The sequence below is a fragment of the Vibrio sp. HA2012 genome (assembly GCF_002812955.1).
Classification (GTDB): Bacteria; Pseudomonadota; Gammaproteobacteria; order Enterobacterales; family Vibrionaceae; genus Vibrio.
Map to the genome: position 1 here is coordinate 205,035 of NZ_PFXK01000001.1, position 24,246 is coordinate 229,280.

A 24,246-nucleotide genomic window follows, 5' to 3' on the forward strand; every position below is an offset into this window, starting at 1 on the left:
TCCGATATAGTTTTTAGCCTACGCTGTGTTCAAGACTAATGGAGAGTAGTTTTTGCGCTTCTACTGCAAATTCCAGTGGTAATTCTGAAAAAACGTCTTTGCAAAAACCGTTGATAATCATAGAAATGGCATCATCTTCAGTAATACCGCGTTGCATGCAGTAAAACAGCTGTTCTTCACCTATTTTTGAGGTGGTGGCTTCGTGTTCGATCTGAGCGGAATTATTTTTTACCTCGATACAAGGGAAAGTGTGTGCACCACATTCCTGACCGATCAGCATTGAATCACATTGAGTATAGTTGCGTGCACCATTTGCCGTAGGGAGCACCTTGACCAGACCGCGGTAGCTATTTTCACTTTTTCCGGTAGATATACCTTTTGAAATAATGGTGGAGCGAGTGTTATTGCCGATATGAATCATCTTGGTGCCGGTATCGGCTTTCTGATGACCATTCGTAAGGGCAACGGAGAAAAATTCACCGATGGCGTTATCTCCTTTGAGAATAATACTTGGATATTTCCATGTAATGGCCGAACCGGTTTCTGATTGCGTCCATGACATTTTACTGTTGGCACCTTCACATATCGCTCGTTTGGTCACAAAATTTAGAATACCGCCTTCAGAATCTTCTTCACCGGAAAACCAATTTTGAACCGTAGAATACTTGACTTCGGCATCCTGCTGAATAATGACTTCCACAACAGCGGCATGGAGCTGATAGGTATCACGAATTGGAGCGGAGCAACCTTCTATATAGCTGACATAGGCACCTTTATCGGCTACTAAGAGGGTTCTTTCAAACTGACCGGTTTTAGCTTGGTTAATACGAAAATAGGTAGAAAGTTCTCTGGGACAGCGTACTCCGGGAGGTATATACACAAAGGTGCCGTCTGATGCTACGGCGGCATTGAGTGCTGCAAAAAAGTTATCTCTGGGTGGTACCACGGTACCCAGATGTTTTTTGACCAAATCCGGGTGATCTTGAACGGCTTCACTGAAAGAGCAGAAGATAATTCCTTGCTCCTTGAGTTCGTTTCGGTAGGTTGTAGTAACAGAAACTGAATCAAAGATAGCATCGACGGCGACATTGGCGCCTTCTCGGACTGGAACTCCAAGTTGGGTAAATGCATCTTCTACTTCTGAAGTAAGAAAATTATTAGCCCCATCATTCAAAGTTGAAGCCGCGCATTTAGCACAAACCGGAGCGGAATAGTAACTGTAGTCTTGGTAGTCAAGCGGTGTGTATTCTGCTTTTAACCAATGTGGCTCTTCCATCTGAGTCCAAATTCGGTAGGCTTCTAAACGGAATTCCAGCATCCATTTTGGTTCATTCCTTTTTGCAGATATCGCCCGGACAACATCTTCATTGATTCCCTTTGCTAGGGTGTCATTGTCCAGTTGAGTATAAAAACCTTCTTTATAGCGGTTGTTGTGCTGGCTGATATCTAAGCCGGAAACCATATTAACTTCATTCATGGGTTTATACTCCAAAGCTTTCACCACATCCGCAAACCGATTTGACGTTAGGGTTATCGTATGTAAACGATTGATTGAGTCCTTGTTGTTTAAAGTCGATCTCTGTACCGTCCATAAATGGTATTGCTTTTAAGGCAACGTATATAACCGCTCCATTCGATTCGAACATGAGATCATCATCAGAAGGTGAGTCAATCAGTTTAAGTTCATAAGCATACCCAGTGCATCCTGATGGTTTTACCGACAGGTGAAGATGTTGAGTTCCGGATATTTGGTTAATCTGGTTGGCAGCTGCTGCGGTTAGAGTGATTCCTTTCCAGTTTGCGGTTTCCAGAGAAAATTCTTGAGGTGTTGTTTCCAGGATTGGGTTATCGATACTCATCGTGCTCCCCTGAACAAGATTATTCAACTGAGCTAGATGATAATGACTATCAACTTTAATTCAACCATGTTCTGCGTATGGCTAAATAATCATAACAAATACATTTGTATCTTCAGATAAGATCAGAACAGCAGGATATATAGCGGTCAACTAAAACCGGACATGCGGTTAGATCTGTTTTCGGTGATCTCTGGTGGAAAGGCTGGCCTTAGTCTATCAGTTTCAGTAAATGCTCAGTAGCCGCCATATATTCAGGATAGTCGCTGAATTTCTGTCGTTGTTCCTGTGTCATCTCAGCGAGATTACTTTTTACTGCCCAAAACAGGCTGCTGGTACGTAACATGGCTTTTAGCGGGTTACAGATTTCATATTCGTATATATCATCGAGTAGTGCCCGGATCTGTTCCCGTCCGGTTTCGCTGCTATCTGCTTTGGAGAGTTTGTCTTTTACCCGTAAGTAACGGTCACTGGCGATAAGTTTTTCCATCAGGGGCTTATTATTACCGGCCATTTCACTTAACTGATCCCGTATTACAGCTATCCAGTGTGCCTTAGTGAATTGATCATAATTTACATGCTCAAAATCACTCCTGATAGTGTTTTCTATATCAGCCTGAGAATTCATCACCACAGTCCGCACCGCCTGAAAAGGGAGTTGATATTCTTTACACAGCTCAATAATCATTGCATGAAAGCCATTTCCGGGGAGGTGAAGGCTTTCTTTGAACTGTGTAAGGGCATACTCCTGCTCCGGGGTAAGGTCAGACATATGGCTGGTATTCCTTTTATTTGTGATATTTAGGCCAGATATTCATGCATAAGCTCTGGGCTTCGGTTCTGATCGCGGTCATATAGGCATCTAATCCCAGGATTTTCATCGCAGTGAGCATACCATCGGTATATTTTTCTATCAGTAGAGCGGCAAATTCTGGTGATTCGCCTCGTTTTTTAACATCGTAAAGACGAGCCTGAGCATATTGTCGCAGAGAATTCAGTAGTTGTTTATACATTATTTGTCCCTCATCGCAAATTTAGCGTTTTGAACGTAGGGTTTGCTTAATTTATATACAAATTCTGTGCCAGAGAAAGTCAATAATTTGCTGTTTCAGGTCTCTAGGGCATGGCGGCAGTATAATTAAATGAGTGATGTGACCTATATCTGATTTTATCCTACGCCCTCTCTTCTACTCCTTTGGGAATCTTTTTCAGGAGGATTCTTTTTTATTAAAGACACGCTATTTTCTTAGTTTATGAACATCATTTTATATCTCTATACACATAATGAAAAAACGGGAGACTTACTTTGAAACCAATGATGCCAACCCTACGGCTGAAAAAAATGCCCCATCTGAACTATCAGAAAGGTCTGAATATGAAAACAGGACTCACTCAGTTTTTACTGCCTCTTACTGTATTAATCGGAATAGCCGGATGTAGCAGTAAGACAGATACCCGGTTGGATTCAGACATGACCGGCTTTGCACCGGAAGTAAATTATGCCTGTTATGAAGGTCAGAATGATGCATGTGATCTGCGAATTTATCAGGTCATGGTGGAGTCTTTTGTGAATGGCGACAATAAGACTAACTATGATCAGGGCTATGGAACCTCTCACCATAAAGGGGATTTACAAGGGGTAATAGATAGTCTGGATTACATTAAGAGTCTGAATGTTAATGCTATCTGGATGACACCTGTGTTTGATTCCTGCAAAGGTGAGGCCGGTAATATAAAACTGGATGCGACAGGATATTTTGCTTGCGATTATTTTAATGTTGACCCTAATTTTGGCTCGAATAAAAAATTAAAAGAACTGATAGATAAAGCGCATGAAAAAGGTTTGTTTGTTCTGCTTGATGGTGTATTCGGTCACACAAATAAAGCACAGCTAAAATCCTCTCCGACAGGGAAAATGCCTAAGCTGAAGGCTGGAGATTCAGGTTATCCTGGACAGTTGGTTGTGTACCCGGATGCCGGGAGCGAGGCATTTTTTACCGAAGTAGCAACGTACTGGATTGCAGAATATAAGATTGACGGCTGGAGACTGGATCAGGCTTATCAGATCCCGGTAGACAGTTGGGCCAATATTCGTCAGGCGGTTGAAGCGGCTTCTGCTAAAAACAGGGCAGAAGGCAGCGTATGGGGAACGTTGGGCTATATGGTCGGAGAGGTCTGGAATAGTGCCGGTTATATAACCGAGACAGCTTATGGTACAGAGACACATCCGGCCTTGAAATCTGCATTTGATTTTCCGTTACGTTACGGTCTGGTTCAGGCTCTGGCGGTTGAAGAATCTGGTACAGCAGGGGATGCAACAAAGCTCAATGCAGATTGGAACAAAATTGAGAATTATCCGCCTCATGCGATGCCAAATCTGATGCTGGGTAATCATGATCTGGTACGTTTTGCTGATCTGATCCAACGGGGACATTTGAGCGATACTATACAACGGCATAAAGCAGCATTCAGTTTTATGGCTGCATATTCTGGACCCATTACTTTCTATTATGGGGAGGAAATTGCAGATGAAGTTCCTGATTTTTCGTACAAAGTGAGTTCAAACTGTGTTGAACGGGGATTGTGTGATGATCATGTTGCCCGCTCCAGCGGAAAAATTGAAGGTGTCACTGACGGAGTGGTATTAACTCCTGAGCAGAAAGCACTGAAAAGCTGGCTTTCGAAGCTGATGCGGGTTCGTAGTGAAAATCCGGCTCTGTATAACGGTAGACGGACTAACCTGTTGACTACCTCTTCTCTATATGCCGATTTGAAAACCTATCAAGGTGAACAGGTTGTTTATGTATTGAATACAGCAGATAGTGATACCAGATTTGATCTGAACATGAGTGCTCTTAAGGCTACGGATAAGCTGGTTGACCTGATGACGGGTGAGGAAATCACAACATCATCAGGAACAACATCTGTTGATGTCCCTGCTCTGACCGGGCGGCTGCTTAAAGTTGAGTAGAATAATATGTTCTACTCAAGCTTAAACTTGCTGACAATATCGACCAGATTGCGGTTTGTTTCGCTCAGATGATGAGTACTGAGTGAGGTCTGTTCCCCGTTGGTATTGAGGGTGAGTACGACGTCCTGAATGGCAGCCATATTTTTATTGATCTCAGCCGTTGCGGAATTCTGTTCCTCGGCGGTTGCGGCGATTTGTGTAATATGGTCAGCTACTTTAGCAACTGTATTTGTCATTGAATCCAGAGATGTCATTACCTGAGAGGTGGTTTCTGCTGTTTTCAGACAACTGGATTTGGTGACTTGCATACTGTTAACGACACGGCTGTTTCCGGAAGTAAGGCGCGCCAGCATTTGATTCACTTCTTCTGTGCTTTTCTGGGTACGGGCTGCCAGCGCTCGGACCTCGTCAGCGACAACGGCAAATCCTCGCCCCTGTTCACCCGCACGTGCAGCTTCTATTGCCGCATTCAGAGCCAGCAGATTTGTCTGTTCGGCAATATCACCGATCACATTCAGTACCGCTCCAATCTGCTCGGTATCTTTGCTCATTTCAATAATAGATTCAGAGGTGTGTTCCACTTCCTCAACCAGTTCACTCATCTGATCAACTACCTGCTGTACAACCGCTTTGGATTGTTCCGCTTCTGTGTTGGCATCCTGAGTCTGCCGGGCAGTAATGGATGCGTTTTCTGCTACAGAAGCTGCACTGGAACTCATTTCATTAATGGAATCTACGGCCTGAGCCATTTCTGCCGTGTGCCGCTGCAACAATATCTGATTAGAATCAGTCTGCTGTTTTAACTGGTGAGCTTCATTATTGATTTGGCTTCCGGAAGAGGCGACCTCTTGCATGATCTTTTGCAGATTTCCCATAAACTGATTGATGCCCGCTGCTATCAGACCAAGATCGTCTTGGAGTTCTACTTTTAGCCTCTGTGTTAGATCACCGTCACCATTACTCAGGTCAGTAATTAATTCTCTGAGTTTAACAATAGGGGCGAATGATTTATGAATCAAAATCAGGCTTAAAGGAATAATAATGACGGCCAGAATAATTAAGGCTAGTGTTATAGATTTATTCAGAGCGCTGACATTTTCCTGAATGGCGGTATTATCGATGTATCCTGTTAAATGCCATTCTTTCCCTGCAACAGTAAATGGCTGGTTAATTGATATCAGGTCTGTCCCTTCTCTGTTAGAAAAAATTGTATTATCATGTGCATCTGTTAACTGGAAATAATAGCCATTACCACTGCTTTGTTTAAGCAATACCTGTATGGGACTAAGGTCAACATAAAATATATTACCGCCATTGGAATCTTTAGGTATGGTAATGGTGACCACAGGTTTATTATCCTGGATAAAGACGTCGCCCAGTAAGGTTTTCCCGTCTGCTGCAGAGAGGATTGTGCCATACTTTTCTTTGTCTTCTTTAGATATCAGAGTACCTTCATCACTGTAGATGATACCATAAGTGATTTGTATAATATCGCTGAAACCTGTCTTTTCCAGTGTTTCCGCTATTTCAACAAAACTAAAATTACTGGCTTCAGCAAGTTTGATATCACTTTCCAGATTGTTTATCAGCATTTTTTTTACTAATTCAATCTGCGTGTTGACATTTTCAGTATATTTATTCTTTATATAGTGGTTAATATAATAATTGACACTGAAATAAGAGGTGATTATTGCTAAAGATATAACGAAAATGACGATAGAAATGAGTTTTGATTTAAAAGATATGCTTCTCACACTGTGTTATCCGCTATTAAATTTTATTAATAATAGTATATATAATGCGTAGAAATAAGTGATTGAAATCACAGCCGCTATTTATGGCCGTTTTGTCCATGTTTATGGCGCTGATGGCTATGACCCGGATCTCATTTAAGATTCAGGCAGAGGGACGGAAGCCGGCTCATTGTTGATGGTATAACCTGACAGAATGAATAAAAATTACTGAGATTTACAATAGAATAAGCTATTGAAATATAGCCACAAAACTGTATTGTTTGTCAATTTAGGGTATCGTTATGTTCCAAAGAGTGACAAAGGTAGCATAATCAGAAACTGGTTTAGGTAACATTAGGCGAAATTATTCGGTGCAATATTCACTGTTCTATACTCTGGTAGGACGTTTCGGGTTGTATAAGAGCTGTATAGATGGAAAAAGTTGATAATAGAAATTTATTACGAATCATTCAATTAGTGCCGGCCACTATCATCTTTCTGGCAAGCTTCATCATTATTGGTGTAATGATTCATGATAACCGGATTGAGGCTCAGCATAATCTGAACTCATTGCGGGAAGATTATGTTGAACAGCAAAAGCAGCAGGTGCAGAACCATATCGATAACCTTACTCAGCAGTTGCTTTACCGGAAAAATCAGACAGAAAATGAGGTAAAAACCCAACTGAAGGAACGAGTTTATGAAGCCTATGCGCTGATACTCAGTATCTATGAAGAGCATGCCGACTTGCCTAAAGAACAGTTGACGAAACTGATCACTTCTGCTCTGCGTAATATCCGATTCAATAATGGTCGTGGCTACTTTTTCATTTATTCTATGGATGGTACTAACGTCATGTTACCACCCTTGCCGGATATGGAAGGAAGCAGTCTTTGGAATATGCAAGACAGCAGGGATTCCTACATTGTTCAGGATATGGCTTCTATTGCAGCAAATAAACAGGAAGGGTATCACCGTTGGTGGTTTTATAAGCCACAGGACTTGCAGACAGACTATGAAAAGATTGGCTTTGTTAAGCATGTGGAGCCGCTGAACTGGTTTATCGGTACCGGAGAGTATGTGGCAGATTATGAATCTGATGAGAAAAAACGGATTCTTCGCTGGTTGTCTGAAATCAGGTATGGCGCATCAGGCTATGTGTTTGTGATAGATGAAAATGGGATAATACTTGCTCATCAGGACAGTTATTCCATTGGAGAGGATCGATACAATTATAAGGATGCTGAAGGGCACTATTCTGTCCAGGATATTATAAATACTGCCAGAGACGGGGGAAAAGCCGGAGGTTTTGTACATTATCACAGTTTTTTCCATCCGAGTATGGTGACGAGTAATGAAAAATTAAGCTACGTACGCTGGATTGATGACTGGGACTGGGCGATAGGTTCCGGCATTTATTTGTCGGAAGTGGACGACTATTTACAGAAGAAAGAAGTGGTATTAAAAGAGCAAAACGATCAGGAATTGACCCGGATCCTGATTTTTAGTTTTGGGATCCTTTTGACGATGGGAATGTTTGCTCTGTTCCTTGGACGAGAGGTGGCACAAAGGTTCCGGAATTTTCAGGATAAAATAAACCGGGATTTTTACGAGCTGATTTCAACTAAAAACCAGATGCAGCATATGGCTTTGTATGATTCTCTGACGGATCTGCCAAACCGGATTCAGTTTAATCAGGTTGTTCGCCGGGCGATTAAAGATGCAGATGTGACCGGGCTGTCCGTTGCCGTTGTTCTGGTTGATCTGGATAATTTTAAAAAAATTAATGATCTGTATGGGCATTCTGCCGGTGATAAGTTACTTGGGGTCGTCAGTCGTAAACTGGAAATCTTGCTGGATAAGAATGAAAACATTTCCCGGTTTGGCGGAGATGAGTTTATTTTCTGTTTTCCGAATCTGATCCGTGAAGCCGATGTTCAGGGGAAAATTCAGCGTATTCAGGATGTTCTGGATGATCCGCTTATTATTGACGGGCGGAAAGTTAAAGTCAGTTGCAGTATTGGTGTGGCAACATACCCCAGAGATGCAATGACGGCAGAAGAGCTGATAAGTAATGCTGACATTGCCCTTTACCGTGCTAAAAATAAGCAGAAAGGGGCTGTATTATTTTTTGATGCCTCTATTGCACAGCAGGTTGAATACGAGTTTGTACTGGAAGAGCAACTTAGAGGTGCTCTGAGAAAAAATGAAATCAGTGTTCTGTATCAACCGCAAATGGATACAGAGACAGGAAAACTGGTCAGTGTTGAAGCTTTATGTCGCTGGAATAACAGTCGGTTGGGCGCTATTTCTCCGGTTGAATTTATTGCTGTTGCTGAAGAATTGGATCTTATCCATGATATTGGTCTGTTTGTATTCCGGCAAGCTTGTCTGGATGTCCTCAACTTTTCTCCTAACGGATTGGAAGCAATTAAACTTGCCGTTAATATTTCACCGGTTCAGCTGAAGCTACCGAATTTTTCCAGTGAAATACAAGAGATCGTCCGACAGATTGGTATTGATATTCACCGGGTAACACTGGAAGTCACGGAAAATGTGCTGGTAGATGACTACGAAGCCGTAGAGCCGGTTTTACAGGAGCTGAAAAGTCTTGGTTTTGGTATTTCACTGGATGATTTTGGTACCGGCTTCTCTTCTCTGAGTTATCTGAATAACTTACCGATTAGTGAGATTAAAATAGATCGCAGCTTTATCGATAAGATACTGATAAGTGAACAGAGCCGTTCTCTGGTCAAAGCGATTATAGCGATCAGTGAATCATGTGATATGCGTGTGGTGGCAGAAGGGGTTGAGACGGAGAAGCAGTTTGAGTGGCTTATTGAACATCGCTGTGATTATGTGCAGGGCTTCTATTTTGATCGGCCGCTGTCTGTGCAGGTACTGACAGAAAGATATGGCAGCGTACTGTAAGCGGAAAATAAAATGGGGTTAGTTTTTTCCGTTGTGCAGGAGAGCAATAGCAATCTGCCCCAGAGCGAGTCCTCCATCCCCGCAGGAATAGTCTTTGTGCTCCAGCAGGTGAATTTTACGTGACAATTTTTCTCTGAGTAATGACGAGAGGAGAGCGTTGTGAAATACTCCTCCGGTCAGGACTAGCTCATTAAGTGCGTATTGGCTCTGTGCTTTTAATACCATGCTTGCCAAGGCGTCAGCCAGCGCATGATGAAATAGCCAGGCTTTTTCTGCTGTACTACCGGTTAGTTTCAGCCAGCTGCCCCAGAAACGCCTCAGATCCAACGTTAGCTCATTCAGAGGAATAGTCAGTTGCGGATCAGTCCCGGAGTGATGCTGCCGGGCTATTGCTTCCAGATGGCAGGCGGCTTGTCCCTCGTATTCCAGCGGGTCGGTATCCGTTATGATGTTGAGTGAAGCGGCAACAGCATCGAATAACCGCCCGGCAGAACGTATGGTGTGGGTATTTATATTTTTCGTCCATACGGTGTTTAGCTGCTGGATTGGCTTGCGAGGCAGCAGTGCAGCCAGTTCTTGCTTTGTTAGCTGTGGTAAAAATGTTCTGAGATGCGCATAATAAGCCCGCCACGGCTCTCTGGCTGCTCTGTCGCCTCCAGATAGCCGGATTGCCGGGATACCCCCGATTCTCCGCATATTCTGATAATCAGCAATACACAGCTCTCCGCCCCAGAAAGTATGGTCATCTCCCAGCCCCAGCCCATCCAGCGCCAGAGCTAGTACCGGACGATTACCCGGCTGCCGGTTATTTTCTATCAGACAAGCGGCGATATGTGCGTGATGATGCTGGACAAAGGTAATCTCTGAGGAGGATGCGGCTTGTTTTTCGGCCAGTTGATGACTGAAGTAACCGGGGTGCAGATCAGCGACATGGTGCTGGATATTCAGTTGGTAGAGAGAGGTATAGTGGCGTATTGTTTGCTGGTACTGTTGCTGAATATTCACATTGCTCAAGTCACCAAGGTATTGACTGACAATGATCTTTCGTCCTTTCCCGATGGCAAAAGCACTTTTCAGGTCGCCACCGTAGGCCAGATAGCCATCGGCATCCGGAAAACCTTCAGGAAGATCCAACGCATCCGGCACCATCCCTCTTGAACGGCGCAGGACTTCTGTATGCTGGTTATCAACCCGTAACAGGGAATCGTCACAGCGCTGTATGATCGGTCTATTATGCAGAATAAACCGATCCGTCAGATGGCCCAGGGTCACCAGTGCGGCTTTGTTTTCTATGGCTGGAGGGTATCCGCTGGCATTGCCTGATGTCATGACCAGTGGATAAGGAAAAGCTCTGGCAAGCAAATGCTGAAGTGGATTGGAGGGAAGCATAATACCGATTTCGGCCAGACCTGGGGCTATATTATCAGCCAGTGATGTCGGTGCTTTTTTCTTCAGTAGCAGGATAGGCGCCATGCCGGAAGTCAGTATTTTCTGCTGAAGCTGACTGCAACAGGCAAGATCCCGAACCGCATTGATATTTGCAGCCATAATGGCAAAGGGTTTATGTCTGCGCTGTTTTCTCTGCCTGAGGGTAGCCACTGCGTTATTATCGCAGGCATTGCAGACCAGATGAAAACCACCGACTGATTTAATCGCTATGATTTGCCCTTGCTTCAGTGCATTGACGGCATGTGTCAGCCAGTGTCCTGGCAGTTGAGTGCCCTCTCTATTCGTTATCCACACATTGGGACCGCACTCAGTACAGGCGGTTGGTTGAGCGTGATAACGGCGATTCGCCGGATTTCTGTATTCTGAATCGCAGGCCGGGCAGAGTGGAAAATGGCGCATGACGGTATTCGATCTGTCATAGGGCATGGCCTGAATGATCGTAAACCTTGGTCCGCAATGCGTACAGTTGATAAAAGGATACCGGTAGCGCCGGTTGGTACGGTCATGTAATTCAGCCAGACAAGCGGGGCAGGTAGCGGCATCCGGTACGATTTGGGTATTGATTGCAGTTGTGGCGGAAGCAGTGATCCGAAAGTTATCTGGCCAGTCCGTCCATTTATATTCCGCCATTGTCAGCGAGTCAACACAGGCAAGAGGCGGCAACCGGGTTAGCAGTGCCTGACGGAATCGTTCTATCTGTCCACCGGTTGTTTTCGTGGTCAGCCGGATAATAACCCCTTCACCGTCATTAAAAACCTCTCCTTTCAGGTGAAATTCCTGTGTCAGTTGCCAGATAAAAGGACGAAAGCCAACGCCCTGAACTTTTCCTCTGACTCTGATCTCCGTTCCTTTCATCTGCATATTGGTTTCTCCGGATTGTTCCGTCTCTAACGCTAGCAGATTCTGGGCATTGGCTCAGAAGAGGGTAAGTCCAGCCAGCGACAACCGCCAAAAGCATGTTGTATGGTTACCTGACAACTGGTATCTGTTTCACCAATAATAGCGGCAGATTCTCCACCAGACACCTGTTGCATAGCCAGTAATGCTTTTTCTGCGTCCTGTTCCGCTACGATAGCAACCAGTTTTCCTTCGTTGGCAAAGTTAAGGGCATCCAGCCCGAGTAGCTCGCACAGCCCCCGTACTTCAGGAGTGATCGGCAGAGCGGTTTCATTAAGCCGGAATCCACAGCCAGAAAGCGGAATGAATTCATGCAGTACAGCATTCACACCACCTCTGGTCGCATCCCGCAATGTGCGGACTCCCTGCACGGGGAGTAAGGCTTCAACCAAAGGATACAGATGTTGGCAATCACTCTTGAGCCGGGTTTCTAGCCCAAGATCTTCGCGCAGATTCAAGATGGTTGCCCCGTGGTCGCCAAGTGTTCCAGATAACAGAATACGATCTCCGGGCTGGATTTTTTCTGCCCCCCAGCAGATACCTGAAGGGATCACACCAATACCACTGGTATTAATAAACAGCTTGTCTGCAGCTCCTTTGGGGACCACTTTTGTATCCCCGGTTACGATCTGAATGCCGACCTGACCGGCAGTCTGAGCCATGGAGTAAACGACAGATTCGAGAGTTTCCAGTGATAACCCTTCCTCTAGAATAAAGGCAGCAGAAAGGTACAGGGGTTTGGCTCCGCACATGGCTATATCGTTAGCTGTTCCGCAGACGGCGAGCGTACCTATATTGCCTCCGGGAAAGAATAACGGGTCAATAACGAACGAATCGGTGGTATAAGCAAGCTGCTCTCCCTGAGCAATAAGGTGAGCAAGAGACAGCCTTGCCTGATCTTCCTGACGGCACAGGGTATCGTTAGCAAAATAGTGCAGAAACAGTTCTTGGAGTAGTTGCTGCATCATTTTACCGCCGCTGCCATGAGCCAGTGTGATTCTGTCGGACATTATATTTCCTCCGGATAATGCATATCTGAGCCTGGTGGTGGCTGAGTCTGAGGAGATGGTGGTGTATATTGATAATAAGCTGCACATGCACCTTCTGATGAGACCATTAGAGCCCCTATGGCCGTTTCAGGCGTGCACTGCTGGCCAAATAGCGGACAGTCTGTTGGTTTACAACGACCGGTCAGAACATTATTGCACAGTCCTGACTTTGTTTTCTCTGCCTGAGGCGAAGTGATTTCTGGCACAGGAAAAGCTTCCGCGTCAAAATTGCGATAGGCATCCCGCAGGCGGATACCAGAGCCGGGTATTGCACCAAGGCCTCGCCATTCGCTTTCTTCTTTAGTGGTAAATACGTCGGACATAGCCCGCTGGGCGTACAGATTTCCCTCAGTGGTAACGACCCGGCGATACTGATTTTCAATGGCACAGCGTTTTTCTTTTATCTGCGTCACCAGCATAAGCAGAGCATGAAGCATATCCAATGGTTCAAAGCCCGAAACGACACAGGGTTTGTGAAATCGGTCTGCCAGAGGCTGATAGGGTCGAGTGCCGGTAATGACGGAAAGATGACCGGGAAGCAGAAAACCGTCTATCCGGATCTTTTCCTGTTCCAGTAATGTTGTCAGTACCGGCATGATGGTGATGTGCTGACAAAATATTTTAAAATTTCTTATCTTTTTTTTGTGCGCCTGCAGCACGGTCATTGCGGTTGCTGGCATGGTGGTTTCAAATCCCAGCGCAAAAAAAACGATTTGTTTATCCGGATATTTTTCGGCCAGAGCCAGTGCATCCAGAGGAGAATAAACGATACGTATGTCGCATCCCTTAGCCCGGGCATCCAGCAGGGAGCCATCGGAGCCGGGTACCCGCATGGCATCACCGAAGGTACATAAAATTGTATCGGACTGGCGGGCAACAGCCATACATTGATCCAGACGGAGGGTTGGAAGAACACAAACCGGACAGCCAGGCCCATGTATAAATTCAATATCGTCCGGAAGTAGTTGCAGGATACCGTATTTAAACAGAGTATGAGTGTGTCCACCGCAGACTTCCATAATCTGCAGTGGTTTTTGTTGCTCAGGGAGGGCGGATAATAGACGGGAGAGTGCGGCAACAAGGCCGTTTACAATCCCCGGATTGCGGAATTCATCTACATATTTCATTCCTTACCTCCGGTTAACCATCCAGTTTCTGCAGAGTGGCCAGCGCTTCTAATGTTGCTTTTGCCTGTACGTCATCAATGACACACATGGCGAATCCTACATGGATCAGAACCCAGTGGTTAAGCAGTGCCTCCGGGGAATCCTGTGCGACGCACGCAAGGTTAACCTCCCGCCGGAGCCCACAAATATCCACAATGCCGCTCAGGCCATCGGCATCGGTAATATCGACCACCTTTCCCGGTACGCCCAGACACATAGGTTATCGTCCTTGCAGCCAGTCCAGCCATGCCTGCATACCTTCCCCGGTTGTGGCAGAAAGCAGTAATGGTTGAGCACTGGGATTGATTCTGTGGATATATTCGGTACAGGCATTCAGATCGAAGTCCAGATGGGGCAGTAGATCGGCCTTATTGATCAGAATAAGATCTGCTTTAGCAAATACATCCGGATACTTTAATGGTTTATCTTCTCCTTCAGTGACAGATAGCATAACGATTTTATAGTTTTCCCCCAGATCGAAGGCTGCCGGACAGATAAGGTTACCGACATTTTCAATAAAGAGGGTTGTATTCGGTTCTGGCATCAGTTGAATGAGCGCATCCGCTACCATCTGGGCATCTAAGTGGCAGCCTTTACCTGTATTGATCTGTATCGCTTTTGTTCCTGTCGCCCGGATTCGTTCGGCATCGTTGCTGGTCTGCTGATCCCCTTCGATAACCAGGCAGTGTTGAGAATCAAGACACTGCAGGGTTTCGGTCAGTAGTGTCGTTTTTCCGGAACCCGGACTGGATATCATATTCAGCGTTTTAATATTGTGTTTAGTCAGAAAGCTCCGGTTTTGTGCGGCAATTGTATTGTTCTTTGCCAGCAGATCCTGCTTCACCTGTATTATCCGGACTGGTGTGTTACTGTTTCCGCAGCCACATGTTGTACACATTAGTAAACCTCCAGTTGTCGAATCTGCATCTCATCTCCTCCCTGATATTCAAGGTGATAGGTGCCGCAATGTGGACATGGAGAAAACCGATCTGACAGACTGACGGTTTTTCCACAGGTTAAGCAGTATGCCTGAAGCGGGAGACTGCGGATAATCAGTTTTGCCGAGTCGGCAATGGTGCCACGGCAAATCACATCAAAGCAGAAGTACATTGCCCCGGGCTCAACCCCGGCCAGTGCACCGATATCAAGATAAATGGCTTTCACCTGATCGAATTGTTCTGCCTCAGCCTGTTGTTCAATGATCCGGATCAGACTTTCACATAACGACATTTCATGCATGGCACTACTGTTTCCGTATTCATCTCATATCAGAGAATCTTAGTTCTTAATATTAAAGATAGTCAATATCTGGCATTTTCTGTGTTCTATACTCAAGTTATCGCTGGAAACTCAGGTGGTTGATCACAGATGTACTGGTTTCCTGTGGGCACTACTATATCTATGCGGTAAGTGTTCTACCGATAACAACAAGAATGGAGGCTCGGAACTGAACCGTGGAGTCGAAATTTCATAAGGCACAGCTGGACAGAGAAAAGTTCCATACCCTGTTTGATGTGTTACATCGTCAGAATTACAAGATCGTCGGGCCGGTTATTCGGGATGGTGCGATTGTCTTCGAGCATGTGACTTCTCCGGAGCAGCTTGCCTGTGATGTCATCGATGAACAGGCTCCGGGACACTACGCCCTGAGAAATATGCATACGGGGCGTTATTTTAGCTGGAGCAACGGACCCCAGGCACTCAAGCCACTATTGTTTAAGCCTCAGCAGGTTTTATGGCGTTGCCACGCCGATGATGCACAGTTATCGTTTTATCCCTACCCGGTAGACGCTGACCCTATTGCTGTTATTGGTGTACGGGCTTGTGACCTGGCCGCTCTGGCGTTGCAGGATCAGCACTTTTTGCATGGCGATTATTGTGACCGGTTTTATCAGGCTCAGCGGAACAATCTGTTGCTGATTGCCGTTAACTGCAGCCATAGCTCTGCTCAATGTTTCTGTGTTTCTACCGGAGACGGACCGGAAGTCTCTTTCTACTATGATTTGTTGCTGGATGAGCTGGAAGACAGTTTCCTGCTTGCAAGTGGTAGCGAGAAAGGAACCGGTATACTGGAGCAACTGCCCCTTAACAGGGCAACGCCACAGCAGGAAAAACAAGCTAGAAAACAGACTGAAAGTGCAGCTCGGGAACAGAAAAAAATATTACCGGGTAGCCGGCAACTGGCCGGGCTGGCGACATGGCTGAATGCAGATGGCTGGGAGTCGGTTGCAGAGCGTTGTCTGGCTTGTGGTAACTGCTCGCTGGTGTGTCCCACTTGCTTTTGCAGTAAACAAGAAACAGAAAGTGATCTTTCCCTTGCTCAGTCGATGCAGATCCGGTTGTGGGATTCTTGTTTCAGTGAGGAGCACGGGCATATCTTTGGCAAAAATTATCGTCCGGAAATTGCTTCCCGCTACAGGCAGTGGATGCTGCATAAACTGGTGTTCTGGCAGCAGCAATATGGTCGTTCGGGCTGCGTGGGATGCGGACGCTGTATTAGCTGGTGCCCGGCTGCAATCGATCTGGTTGAAGAGGCACAGCGCTTATTGGAGTTGCTGCCGGAAAGAGAGCAGAAAAGAACCGGAGGCTGCCATGGAGAATAAGATGACGCCTGTTACCGCCACGTTGGTGGATAAAACAGAAGAAGTACTGGATATCGTGACATTGTCACTAAAAATGAATGACAATGTTCCCTTTGAGTTTCAGTTTGGGCAATTCAACATGCTTTCTCTGTTTGGCATCGGGGAAGTGGCTATTTCTATTATGGGCTGGAGGAATGGTTTGCTTTTACACACCATTCGTTCCGTTGGGCGTGTTACGCATGCTTTAACCGCAATCAACCCGGGTCAGCAGATAGGTATCCGAGGGCCTTTTGGTAAAGGCTGGCCTCTGGAACATGCTGTCGGAAAAGATCTGGTGTTTATTACTGCCGGTCTGGGTTGCGCGCCGGTGGTTGCGGCTATTCACTATGCCGTTCAGCACCGGCAGAATTTCCGCCGTATAGTAATACTGCAGGGGGTTAAACATCATCAGGATCTGTTGTGGTTGCCTCAGTACGAGATCTGGCGGGACCAGCATAACTGTCAGGTGCTTCTGGCTGCCAGTGAAGAATATCAGGTGATGAAGCACTGGAAGCTGGGGATGGTAACCGGATTGCTGAATAATGCAGAGTTCGCCATAGATAACTGTGTTGTCATGATGTGTGGACCGGAAATTATGATGAAGGCGGCTATCAGGCAATTGGTTCAGCTCGGGGTTACAGAAGATGCCTGTTATCTGAGTATGGAACGGAATTTCCAATGTGGGCAGGGGTTTTGTGGTCACTGTCAGATCGGTCCGTATTTTGTGTGTAAGGATGGCCCTGTATTTCACTATCCACAGATCAAGCCCTGGTTTGGTATCGGAGGCTTTTAATGAGAAAAGTGAAGGTCGCGATTCATAAACTCACGTCATGTTCCGGCTGTCAGCTTGCTTTTCTGAATCAGGGAGCGGGACTGCTTACGTTACTGGAACATATCGAAATCTGTCATTTTGTCGAGGGTGGAGTTGATAACCCGGAAGTGAAGGTTGACGTTGCTTTTGTTGAGGGAAGCATTTCGACTCCGCATGATCTGGCCCGGGTACAGAACCTACGGACAAACTGCCGGGTTCTGGTTTCTGTCGGAGCCTGTGCGACGTCAGGTGGTGTGCAGGCATTGCGGAATCTTTCCTTTCTGTATGGTGATGCTGCAAGGATGAAAGCGGCGGTATATGCCTGCCCGGATTATATTGCGACGCTGGACAGATCAGAACCGGTTCACAAGGTGGTCACAGTCGATTATGAACTGTGGGGATGTCCGGTATCTCCCCAGCAGGTGAACCGTTTCATTTCCCAGTTATTGCTTGGTGCCGAACCCAAAGAAGAAAAAGAGAAACTCTGCATGCAATGTAAACGGTCGCAAAATGTGTGTGTTCTGGTTACCGGTCAGTCGCCTTGTCTGGGAGCGGTAACCCGTACAGGCTGCGGTGCTATATGCCCATCATACGGTAAAGCATGCTATGCCTGTTATGGACCATCTGAGCAGCCGAATACTCACAGTCTGGCCAATCGTTTGCAGGGATTCGGTCTGGTCGGAAGGGATATCGTCCAGCGTTTCGCTCAGTTTCACAGCCATAACCCGGTATTCAGGAAAGAGATTGCACGCTGGGAAGGGCATCATCCCCTGCATGAGGACGATGTATGAATACCCGGAAAATCCGTCTCAACGTTCCTTTTATTACCCGTGTTGAAGGTGAAGCCTCGCTGGAGCTGATTGCCCGTGGGGAGCTGCTGGATGCATTGCACATGCGCATATTCGAACCACCGCGTTTGTTTGAACAATTTCTAACCGGGAAAAATTATAACGATGTACCTGAATTGACCGCACGGATTTGTGGTATTTGTCCGATGGCTTATCAACTGACGTCCATTTTAGCACTGGAAAAACTATTCCATGTTCAGGTTTCAGAGCCAGTGATGCAATTACGCCGGGTTATGAATCTGGCGGAATGGATTCAGAGCCATGCCCTGCATATTCATTTTCTGGCATTACCTGATTTTCTTGGCTTTTCTAACGGGCTGGAAATGGCAAAAGTGCATACCGAACTTTTTAACCGGGGGATAAAAATTCAGGCTTTTGGTAATCAGGTTATGTCGTTGTTGGGAGGGCGTAGTGTACATCCCGTCGGACTGAAAGTCGGAGGGTTCGAAGGTCTTCCTAAGCTGAATGACTTAATGGATTTGCAGGGATCAGCAGAAGAAGCACGTCATTTGGCGGAATTGCTGGTGCTGTTTTGTTCTTCTCTGGAGCGTCCGGACTATTCCCACAGTTTTGACTATGTCAGCCTCAAATCCGGGCTGCATTACCCCATCAACCATGGCCGTATTGTCAGTGCTTCGGATATCGATATTGATCCGGAAGCATATGAAGAGTGTTTTCAGGAACATCAGGAAGCGCATTCTACGGCACTCTATTCTCTGTTGCACAACAGTGATTATCTGGTAGGACCGCTAGCCCGTTTTAACCATAATTTTTCTGTGCTGGACAGCGATACCCGACGGTTAGCTATCCAGGTAGGGCAGACAGGTGAAAGTCAGAATATGTACGACAGTATTCTGATCCGGGCTCTGGAAATCCATTATGCCTGTCGGGAGATTGGGCAGATTCTGGCTGGTTTTACGCCACCGGAAGATGCTTATGTGCCAGTTACTGTTTGTGCGGGAACTGCTTGTCATGCAACGGAGGCTCCCCGGGGGCTGATTTATCATCGGTATAATATCGATGCCGACGGAAAAGTAATGAATTGTACGATTATCCCGCCGACGAGCCAGAATCAGGCTCGTATAGAGCGGGATTTAAGTGATTCAGTACAACGATTCGGTCTGGGGCATAGTGATGAAGAGCTAAAATTGTTCTGTGAGCAGTTAATCCGTAATTATGACCCCTGCATTTCCTGTTCAACCCATTTCCTGAAACTGAAGGTAACCAGAAATAAATAACCGGTGAGTCTGCTTATGATCAATATTATCTGTTTTGGAAACCCTTTGTGTGCTGATGATGGTGCTGGACATGCTGTTTTTCAGCAACTGAAATCAACACTGGAAAGTGAGCCGGAGCTGGAATCGCATATCCAGTTGTTTTATGGCGGAAATTCAGGTCAGAGAGCTTTGCCTTATTTTATGAATTGCTCAGATGTCATTGTTGTTGATGCGCTGTTAGATCGTGGCGCACCTTCTCCCGGAAGGATTTACCGTCTGGATGCAGACGATCTGGATGATATTGATGATGAGCGGGAGAGTATTGGATTCAGCACACATATCCTTGCTTTGCCACAAAGCTGGAGACTGTTAAAAGAGCTGAAAAATACGCTGCCGGCGCTGACGGTATTTGCGATTGAGATTGCCGACACGACCCTGTACCGGGAAGGGTTGAGCCGGGAAGTTCAGGAAGCAACATGTTCGGTTACGCAGAAAATTATCCGGCAGTGCAAAGAACTTATGTGTTCAGAATAAAACGGTGGTAACTTAATTGTTAACTATTTTGTGGTTTTGGGTAAAGTGCAATGATAAAAAATAAACATATCTACTACAAGTTCATTGTTTGCCTGCTTTTTTTTAGCTTATGTATCACGTCATTATCAGTTTTTTTGATTAACCAGCATAATCAAAACGTGCTTGATGCTTCTGTTGCAGAGAATACGGCTTTTCTGCAACAGAGTGCCATGTCTGCGACACAGGCATTCGCTGTTTCTTCTTCCCGTGCCGTCCGGACATTGTGGGAAAGTGAAGAACTGGACAGTTTTATCAATACCGGGTCGGAAGCATCATTTAACATGCTTGAACGTCTGATGCAGAATATTTTAAAGATGAGTTTCAGTTATTACCGGGTTGATGTTACCGGTGCAGACGGTGTGGTTTTGCTTTCACTGGCGCGTTCTGATAACGGAATGGTACACAAACAGTTACACAGACATGAAGTCTGTCTGTTACCTGAAAGCCAACCGGAAAATAACTATGCGGTCTGGTTTTCTGAGATCACGCTGAATCAGGCATCGTCAACTGATTCAGCATTTCATACCATGAGTGTTAGTAAGCCTCTTTACCATCAAAATCTTTTCGTTGGACAGGTGGTTTTGTATCTGAAGATGGATTTCCTGCTTGAGGTGCTGACCCGTAACGGTAATCTGGATGCTTATCTGATGAATGAGCATGGACGGATTATTGCCACTTCTTTGCCGGCAGAAATGACCTATCCTTCTGCACAGCCAGTACTGTTTCAGACACTATCCGGAGTTAGTGATATTCATTCAGAAGATGCGATGCATGAGAAAGGCTTCTCGGTGCAGAATTTGACTAACCTTCCTTCCCTAGGGGGGCTGACATTGATCAGCCATGCTGCGACTCAGTTTATTGCTGCAAGAGAGGAAGAGTACAGAAACTCATTGATTAAAATAGCGTTAATCGTTATGAGTTTTTCTATTCTTGCAGGGATGCTGATTGCAATCAATCCTTCCCGGACAATGGGGCAACTGGAGATTGTTTCCAGAGACCGGAGCCGCTATATGAAACTGTTAGATCAGTATGTGCCGGTTCTGGAAACGGATATTCGTGGTTCGATTACCCGTGTCAATCAGGCTTTTACGGACATCAGCGGCTACAGTGAAGAAGAACTTCTGGGAAAATCAGCGGCCGTCCTGAGCTTTAGCCAGAATGATGAGCAGATGGCTGAAGTGTGGGGTATTCTTGAAAGTGGTCTTCCTTGGCAGGGAGAATTTCATAACCGGACTCAGAGTGGCTCTGAATTCTGGATATTCAGTACGGTTATCCCTATGTATAAGAATGAAAAAGACCTGACGGGGTATATGTCTATTTCTGTAGACAGAACCGAGAGAAAGCAACTGGAAGTTTTTGCAGAAACGGACGCGCTGACGGAGATTTATAATCGGCGTAAAATTGACCGGATTTTACAGCAGGAATGTGAACGCAGTAAACGATACGGTTCGCTGTTTTCTGTGTTAATGATGGATATTGACCATTTTAAACGGGTCAATGATCGTTACGGGCATCTGGTCGGGGACAAGGTACTTAACCGGTTGGCTGTACTGCTGAACGACAATACCCGGGCTGTTGATGAAGTCGGTCGCTGGGGAGGCGAAGAATTTCTTGTAATTTGCCCAGAAACGGATCTGGATGCAGCGACGATTGCAGCAGAGAAGATAAGAAAAGCCATACAGCAGTATGATTTTCCGGGCATTGACCGTATTACTATCAGTATTGGTGTTGAAGTGTATAAGCCTGATCAGGGTCTGAAAGAGACCCTAGAGCAGGCGGATTATTATCTGTATCAGGCTAAGAAGAAGGGACGTAACCGGGTTATCAGCCGGTTGTCCCGAAAGGATGAGTCATATGGCTCTGAGACTTAACCGGCAGGGCGTCGCTAGACTCGAGAACGTTTTTTAGGTTTCGGCCCGGAATGTCTCTGATCTGGCTGTCGGGTATGTTTAGTAGCAAAACGGTTTGCACCGTGCCGTCCGGATTTTCTTCGTTGAGCCGGAGTCTGGGTTGCTTTGTCTTCTGTCGGAACCAGACATCCCGGTTTATCACCAATCAGGTATTTTTTACCCATGTCCAGTAATGCTTTTCGGATAAGCGACCAGTTCTCCGGATCGTGATAGCGAAGCAGTGCTTTATGCAGCCGACGCTGGCGCTCTCCCTTTGCCACCGGTACTTCATCCCGTTGTTTATATTTGACCCGTTTCAGCGGATTGGTTTCCGAATAATAGGCTGCGGTTGCATAGCTCATAGGTGTCGGATAAAAGTTCTGCACCTGATCACACTGGTAGTTGTTGGCTTTCAGCCACAGCGCCAGATTCAGCATATCTTCATCGGTGGTTCCCGGATGAGCAGAAATAAAGTAAGGGATCAGATACTGCTTTTTACCGGCTTCTTTACTGTATTGCTCAAACATTTCCTTAAAGCGATACCAGGTATCCATACCCGGTTTCATCATCATATTCAGAGGGCCTTTTTCTGTATGTTCCGGGGCAACTTTCAGATAACCACCTACATGGTGAGTAACCAGCTCTTTTATGTATTCCGGGGATTCAACCGCTAAGTCGTAACGCACACCGGAAGCGATAAAGATTTTTTTGATACCATCAAGATTACGTGCTTCCCGGTACAAGTCGATAAGATGCTGATGGTTGGTGTTCAGTTTGGCGCATATTCCCGGGAAAATACAGGAAGGACGACGACAGTTCGCTTCTGCTTTTGGATCTGAACAGCCGAGACGGTACATATTCGCCGACGGACCACCCAGATCGGAAATGGTGCCGGTGAAGCCCGGTACTTTTGCTTTTATGTCTTCAAGTTCATGCAGAACAGATTCTTTTGAGCGGTTCTGGATTATGCGCCCTTCATGCTCTGTGATAGAACAGAATGCACAGCCACCGAAGCAACCCCGCATAATGTTGACGGAGGTTTTGATCATTTCATAGGCCGGTATTTTAGCCTTACCGTACATGGGGTGAGGTACACGGGCATAGGGCAGATCAAATACGTAGTCCATTTCTTCTGTAGTCAGAGGTATTGGTGTCCGGTTAACCCATAGCTCACGGTTGCCGTGCCGCTGTATCAGTGCACGGCCGGAATACGGATTTGTCTCAAGATGCATGATCCGGCTGGCATGGGCATAGAGTACCCGGTCATTCTGTAATTTTTCATAAGAGGGCAGGCGTACGGCGGTGTGTGTCGTATCTTTTGCTGCCGGCAGTACGGTTACAGGGGTTACGCTCCCGTTTTCGGCGTCTTTTTCTTCACACTGAGTGTCTATACGATAAGGATTAACCGGCACATAGGTTTTCCCCGGTTTTTCGATACGGGAAGAATCAACCTCGGCATAGTGAGCTGGAACGGCTGGAAGATTTACGGCAGTGCCGCGAATATCGATCAGCTCTTTTATTGATTCACCATTGGCCAGGCGATGAGCGACCTCAACCAGAGCCCGCTCGGCATTACCGTACAGAAGGATATCAGCCTTAGCATCAAACAGCACTGAACGGCGAATCTTATCTGACCAGTAATCATAGTGAGCAAGACGACGCAGGCTGGCTTCGATACCCCCCAGTACCACCGGTATTTCTTTGTAGGCTTCCTTACAGCGTTGTGAGTAAACCAGTACAGCACGATCCGGGCGTTTTCCTCCCTCGTTGTTCGGCGTATAGGCATCATCGTGGCGTAGCCTTCTTTCTGCTGTGTAGCGGTTGATCATGGAATCCATATTTCCGGCGGTAATGCCGAAAAACAGGTTCGGTTTGCCTAACTGCATAAAGGCATCTTTATTACTCCAGTCCGGCTGAGCAATGATACCAACACGAAATCCCTGAGCTTCCAGAAGCCGTCCGATGATTGCCATACCAAAACTTGGATGATCCACATACGCATCACCCGTAACGATGATAATGTCACAGCTATCCCAGCCTAATTTCTCCATTTCTTTTCTGCTGGTCGGCAGAAAAGGTGCACTGCCGAAACATTCAGCCCAGAAACGGGGATATTGATGAATAGGAGTGATAGTGCTGTGCATATTTTGACCTCTGTTTTTGGAGCGGGGCATTATAGCCATATCTTGTGTGAGCATCTACAGATATCGGGAAAATCTCTGCTTCCGACACTTT

At 46.0% G+C, this 24,246-nt stretch carries 19 protein-coding genes and 1 pseudogene; 8 read left to right on the plus strand and 12 right to left on the minus strand.

All coding sequences use genetic code 11. The annotated features are described in order from the left end of the window. Positions 1-13: 13 nt before the first annotated feature. The 4 genes from sufB to CSW98_RS00940 all read right to left on the minus strand — a co-directional run bounded on the left by sufB (position 14) and on the right by CSW98_RS00940 (position 2,869). Positions 14-1,477, minus strand: coding sequence for a Fe-S cluster assembly protein SufB (gene sufB / locus CSW98_RS00925; protein ID WP_100798572.1), 1,464 nt, complete (start codon positions 1,475-1,477; stop codon positions 14-16). A gap of 4 nt (positions 1,478-1,481) precedes the next feature. Continuing rightward, positions 1,482-1,859 (minus strand): iron-sulfur cluster assembly accessory protein, encoded by a 378-nt coding sequence (locus CSW98_RS00930; protein ID WP_100798573.1) that lies wholly within the window; start codon positions 1,857-1,859, stop codon positions 1,482-1,484. 208 nt (positions 1,860-2,067) lie between these two features. After that, positions 2,068-2,628 carry a hypothetical protein gene (locus CSW98_RS00935; RefSeq protein ID WP_100798574.1) on the minus strand — a complete coding sequence of 187 codons (561 nt, stop codon included), beginning with the start codon at positions 2,626-2,628 and terminating at the stop codon, positions 2,068-2,070. A 16-nt stretch (positions 2,629-2,644) separates the two neighbouring features. Next, positions 2,645-2,869 carry a hypothetical protein gene (locus CSW98_RS00940; protein WP_100798575.1) on the minus strand — a complete coding sequence of 75 codons (225 nt, stop codon included), beginning with the start codon at positions 2,867-2,869 and terminating at the stop codon, positions 2,645-2,647. 362 nt (positions 2,870-3,231) lie between these two features. Between CSW98_RS00940 and CSW98_RS00945 the strand changes: the two genes are divergently transcribed. Beyond that, a complete protein-coding gene (locus tag CSW98_RS00945; RefSeq protein ID WP_198517266.1) occupies positions 3,232-4,827 on the plus strand; it encodes an alpha-amylase family glycosyl hydrolase in 1,596 nt (531 codons plus the stop codon). Between the two features lie 11 nt (positions 4,828-4,838). Here CSW98_RS00945 and CSW98_RS00950 read toward each other — a convergent pair whose 3' ends face one another. After that, positions 4,839-6,419, minus strand: coding sequence for a methyl-accepting chemotaxis protein (locus CSW98_RS00950; protein ID WP_232733456.1), 1,581 nt, complete (start codon positions 6,417-6,419; stop codon positions 4,839-4,841). A 573-nt stretch (positions 6,420-6,992) separates the two neighbouring features. Here CSW98_RS00950 and CSW98_RS00955 point away from each other — a divergent pair. Further along, on the plus strand, positions 6,993-9,491 hold the full coding sequence (locus CSW98_RS00955) for a bifunctional diguanylate cyclase/phosphodiesterase (protein ID WP_100798578.1): 2,499 nt from the start codon (positions 6,993-6,995) through the stop codon (positions 9,489-9,491). Positions 9,492-9,509: 18 nt separating this feature from the next. Here the strand turns inward: CSW98_RS00955 and hypF are convergent, their stop codons facing one another. The 6 genes from hypF to hypA are packed head-to-tail and all read right to left on the minus strand — an operon-like array spanning position 9,510 to position 15,291. Continuing rightward, entirely contained in the window at positions 9,510-11,801 is a 2,292-nt protein-coding gene (hypF, locus tag CSW98_RS00960) for a carbamoyltransferase HypF (protein ID WP_100798579.1), read from the minus strand. 32 nt (positions 11,802-11,833) lie between these two features. Next, positions 11,834-12,847 (minus strand): hydrogenase expression/formation protein HypE, encoded by a 1,014-nt coding sequence (gene hypE, locus CSW98_RS00965; RefSeq protein ID WP_100798580.1) that lies wholly within the window; start codon positions 12,845-12,847, stop codon positions 11,834-11,836. Next, the gene (hypD, locus tag CSW98_RS00970) at positions 12,847-14,013 is read right to left on the minus strand and encodes a hydrogenase formation protein HypD (protein WP_100798581.1); all 1,167 of its coding nucleotides are present in this window, start codon (positions 14,011-14,013) and stop codon (positions 12,847-12,849) included. The genes hypE and hypD overlap by 1 nt, the downstream gene beginning before the upstream one ends. A 13-nt stretch (positions 14,014-14,026) precedes the next feature. Continuing rightward, positions 14,027-14,269, minus strand: a complete 243-nt coding sequence (gene hypC, locus CSW98_RS00975) for a HypC/HybG/HupF family hydrogenase formation chaperone (protein WP_100798582.1) — start codon at positions 14,267-14,269, stop codon at positions 14,027-14,029. Between the two features lie 3 nt (positions 14,270-14,272). Then, positions 14,273-14,950: a hydrogenase nickel incorporation protein HypB gene (gene hypB, locus CSW98_RS00980; protein ID WP_100798583.1), complete on the minus strand. Its 678-nt coding sequence runs from the start codon at positions 14,948-14,950 to the stop codon at positions 14,273-14,275. Continuing rightward, positions 14,950-15,291 carry a hydrogenase maturation nickel metallochaperone HypA gene (gene hypA / locus CSW98_RS00985; RefSeq protein ID WP_100798584.1) on the minus strand — a complete coding sequence of 114 codons (342 nt, stop codon included), beginning with the start codon at positions 15,289-15,291 and terminating at the stop codon, positions 14,950-14,952. The genes hypB and hypA overlap by 1 nt, the downstream gene beginning before the upstream one ends. 215 nt (positions 15,292-15,506) lie before the next feature. Here hypA and CSW98_RS00990 point away from each other — a divergent pair, with 215 nt between their 5' ends. From CSW98_RS00990 to CSW98_RS01015, 6 genes are all read left to right on the plus strand, one after another. Beyond that, entirely contained in the window at positions 15,507-16,655 is a 1,149-nt protein-coding gene (locus CSW98_RS00990) for a 4Fe-4S dicluster domain-containing protein (RefSeq protein ID WP_198517248.1), read from the plus strand. Between the two features lies 1 nt (position 16,656). After that, positions 16,657-17,466 (plus strand): FAD/NAD(P)-binding protein, encoded by an 810-nt coding sequence (locus CSW98_RS00995; protein WP_198517249.1) that lies wholly within the window; start codon positions 16,657-16,659, stop codon positions 17,464-17,466. Beyond that, positions 17,466-18,275, plus strand: a complete 810-nt coding sequence (locus CSW98_RS01000; protein WP_100798586.1) for an NADH-quinone oxidoreductase subunit B family protein — start codon at positions 17,466-17,468, stop codon at positions 18,273-18,275. The genes CSW98_RS00995 and CSW98_RS01000 overlap by 1 nt, the downstream gene beginning before the upstream one ends. After that, entirely contained in the window at positions 18,272-19,570 is a 1,299-nt protein-coding gene (locus CSW98_RS01005; protein ID WP_100798587.1) for a Ni/Fe hydrogenase subunit alpha, read from the plus strand. The genes CSW98_RS01000 and CSW98_RS01005 overlap by 4 nt, the downstream gene beginning before the upstream one ends. A gap of 15 nt (positions 19,571-19,585) precedes the next feature. After that, the gene (locus CSW98_RS01010) at positions 19,586-20,083 is read left to right on the plus strand and encodes a hydrogenase maturation protease (protein WP_100798588.1); all 498 of its coding nucleotides are present in this window, start codon (positions 19,586-19,588) and stop codon (positions 20,081-20,083) included. Positions 20,084-20,241: 158 nt separating this feature from the next. Beyond that, complete coding sequence (locus tag CSW98_RS01015) at positions 20,242-21,993, plus strand: sensor domain-containing diguanylate cyclase (RefSeq protein ID WP_157810304.1); 1,752 nt, start codon at positions 20,242-20,244, stop codon at positions 21,991-21,993. A gap of 29 nt (positions 21,994-22,022) precedes the next feature. Here the strand turns inward: CSW98_RS01015 and CSW98_RS01020 are convergent. Continuing rightward, positions 22,023-24,155 (minus strand): annotated as a pseudogene (locus CSW98_RS01020) (YgiQ family radical SAM protein); the annotation flags it as partial. Between the last annotated feature and the right edge of the window lie 91 nt (positions 24,156-24,246).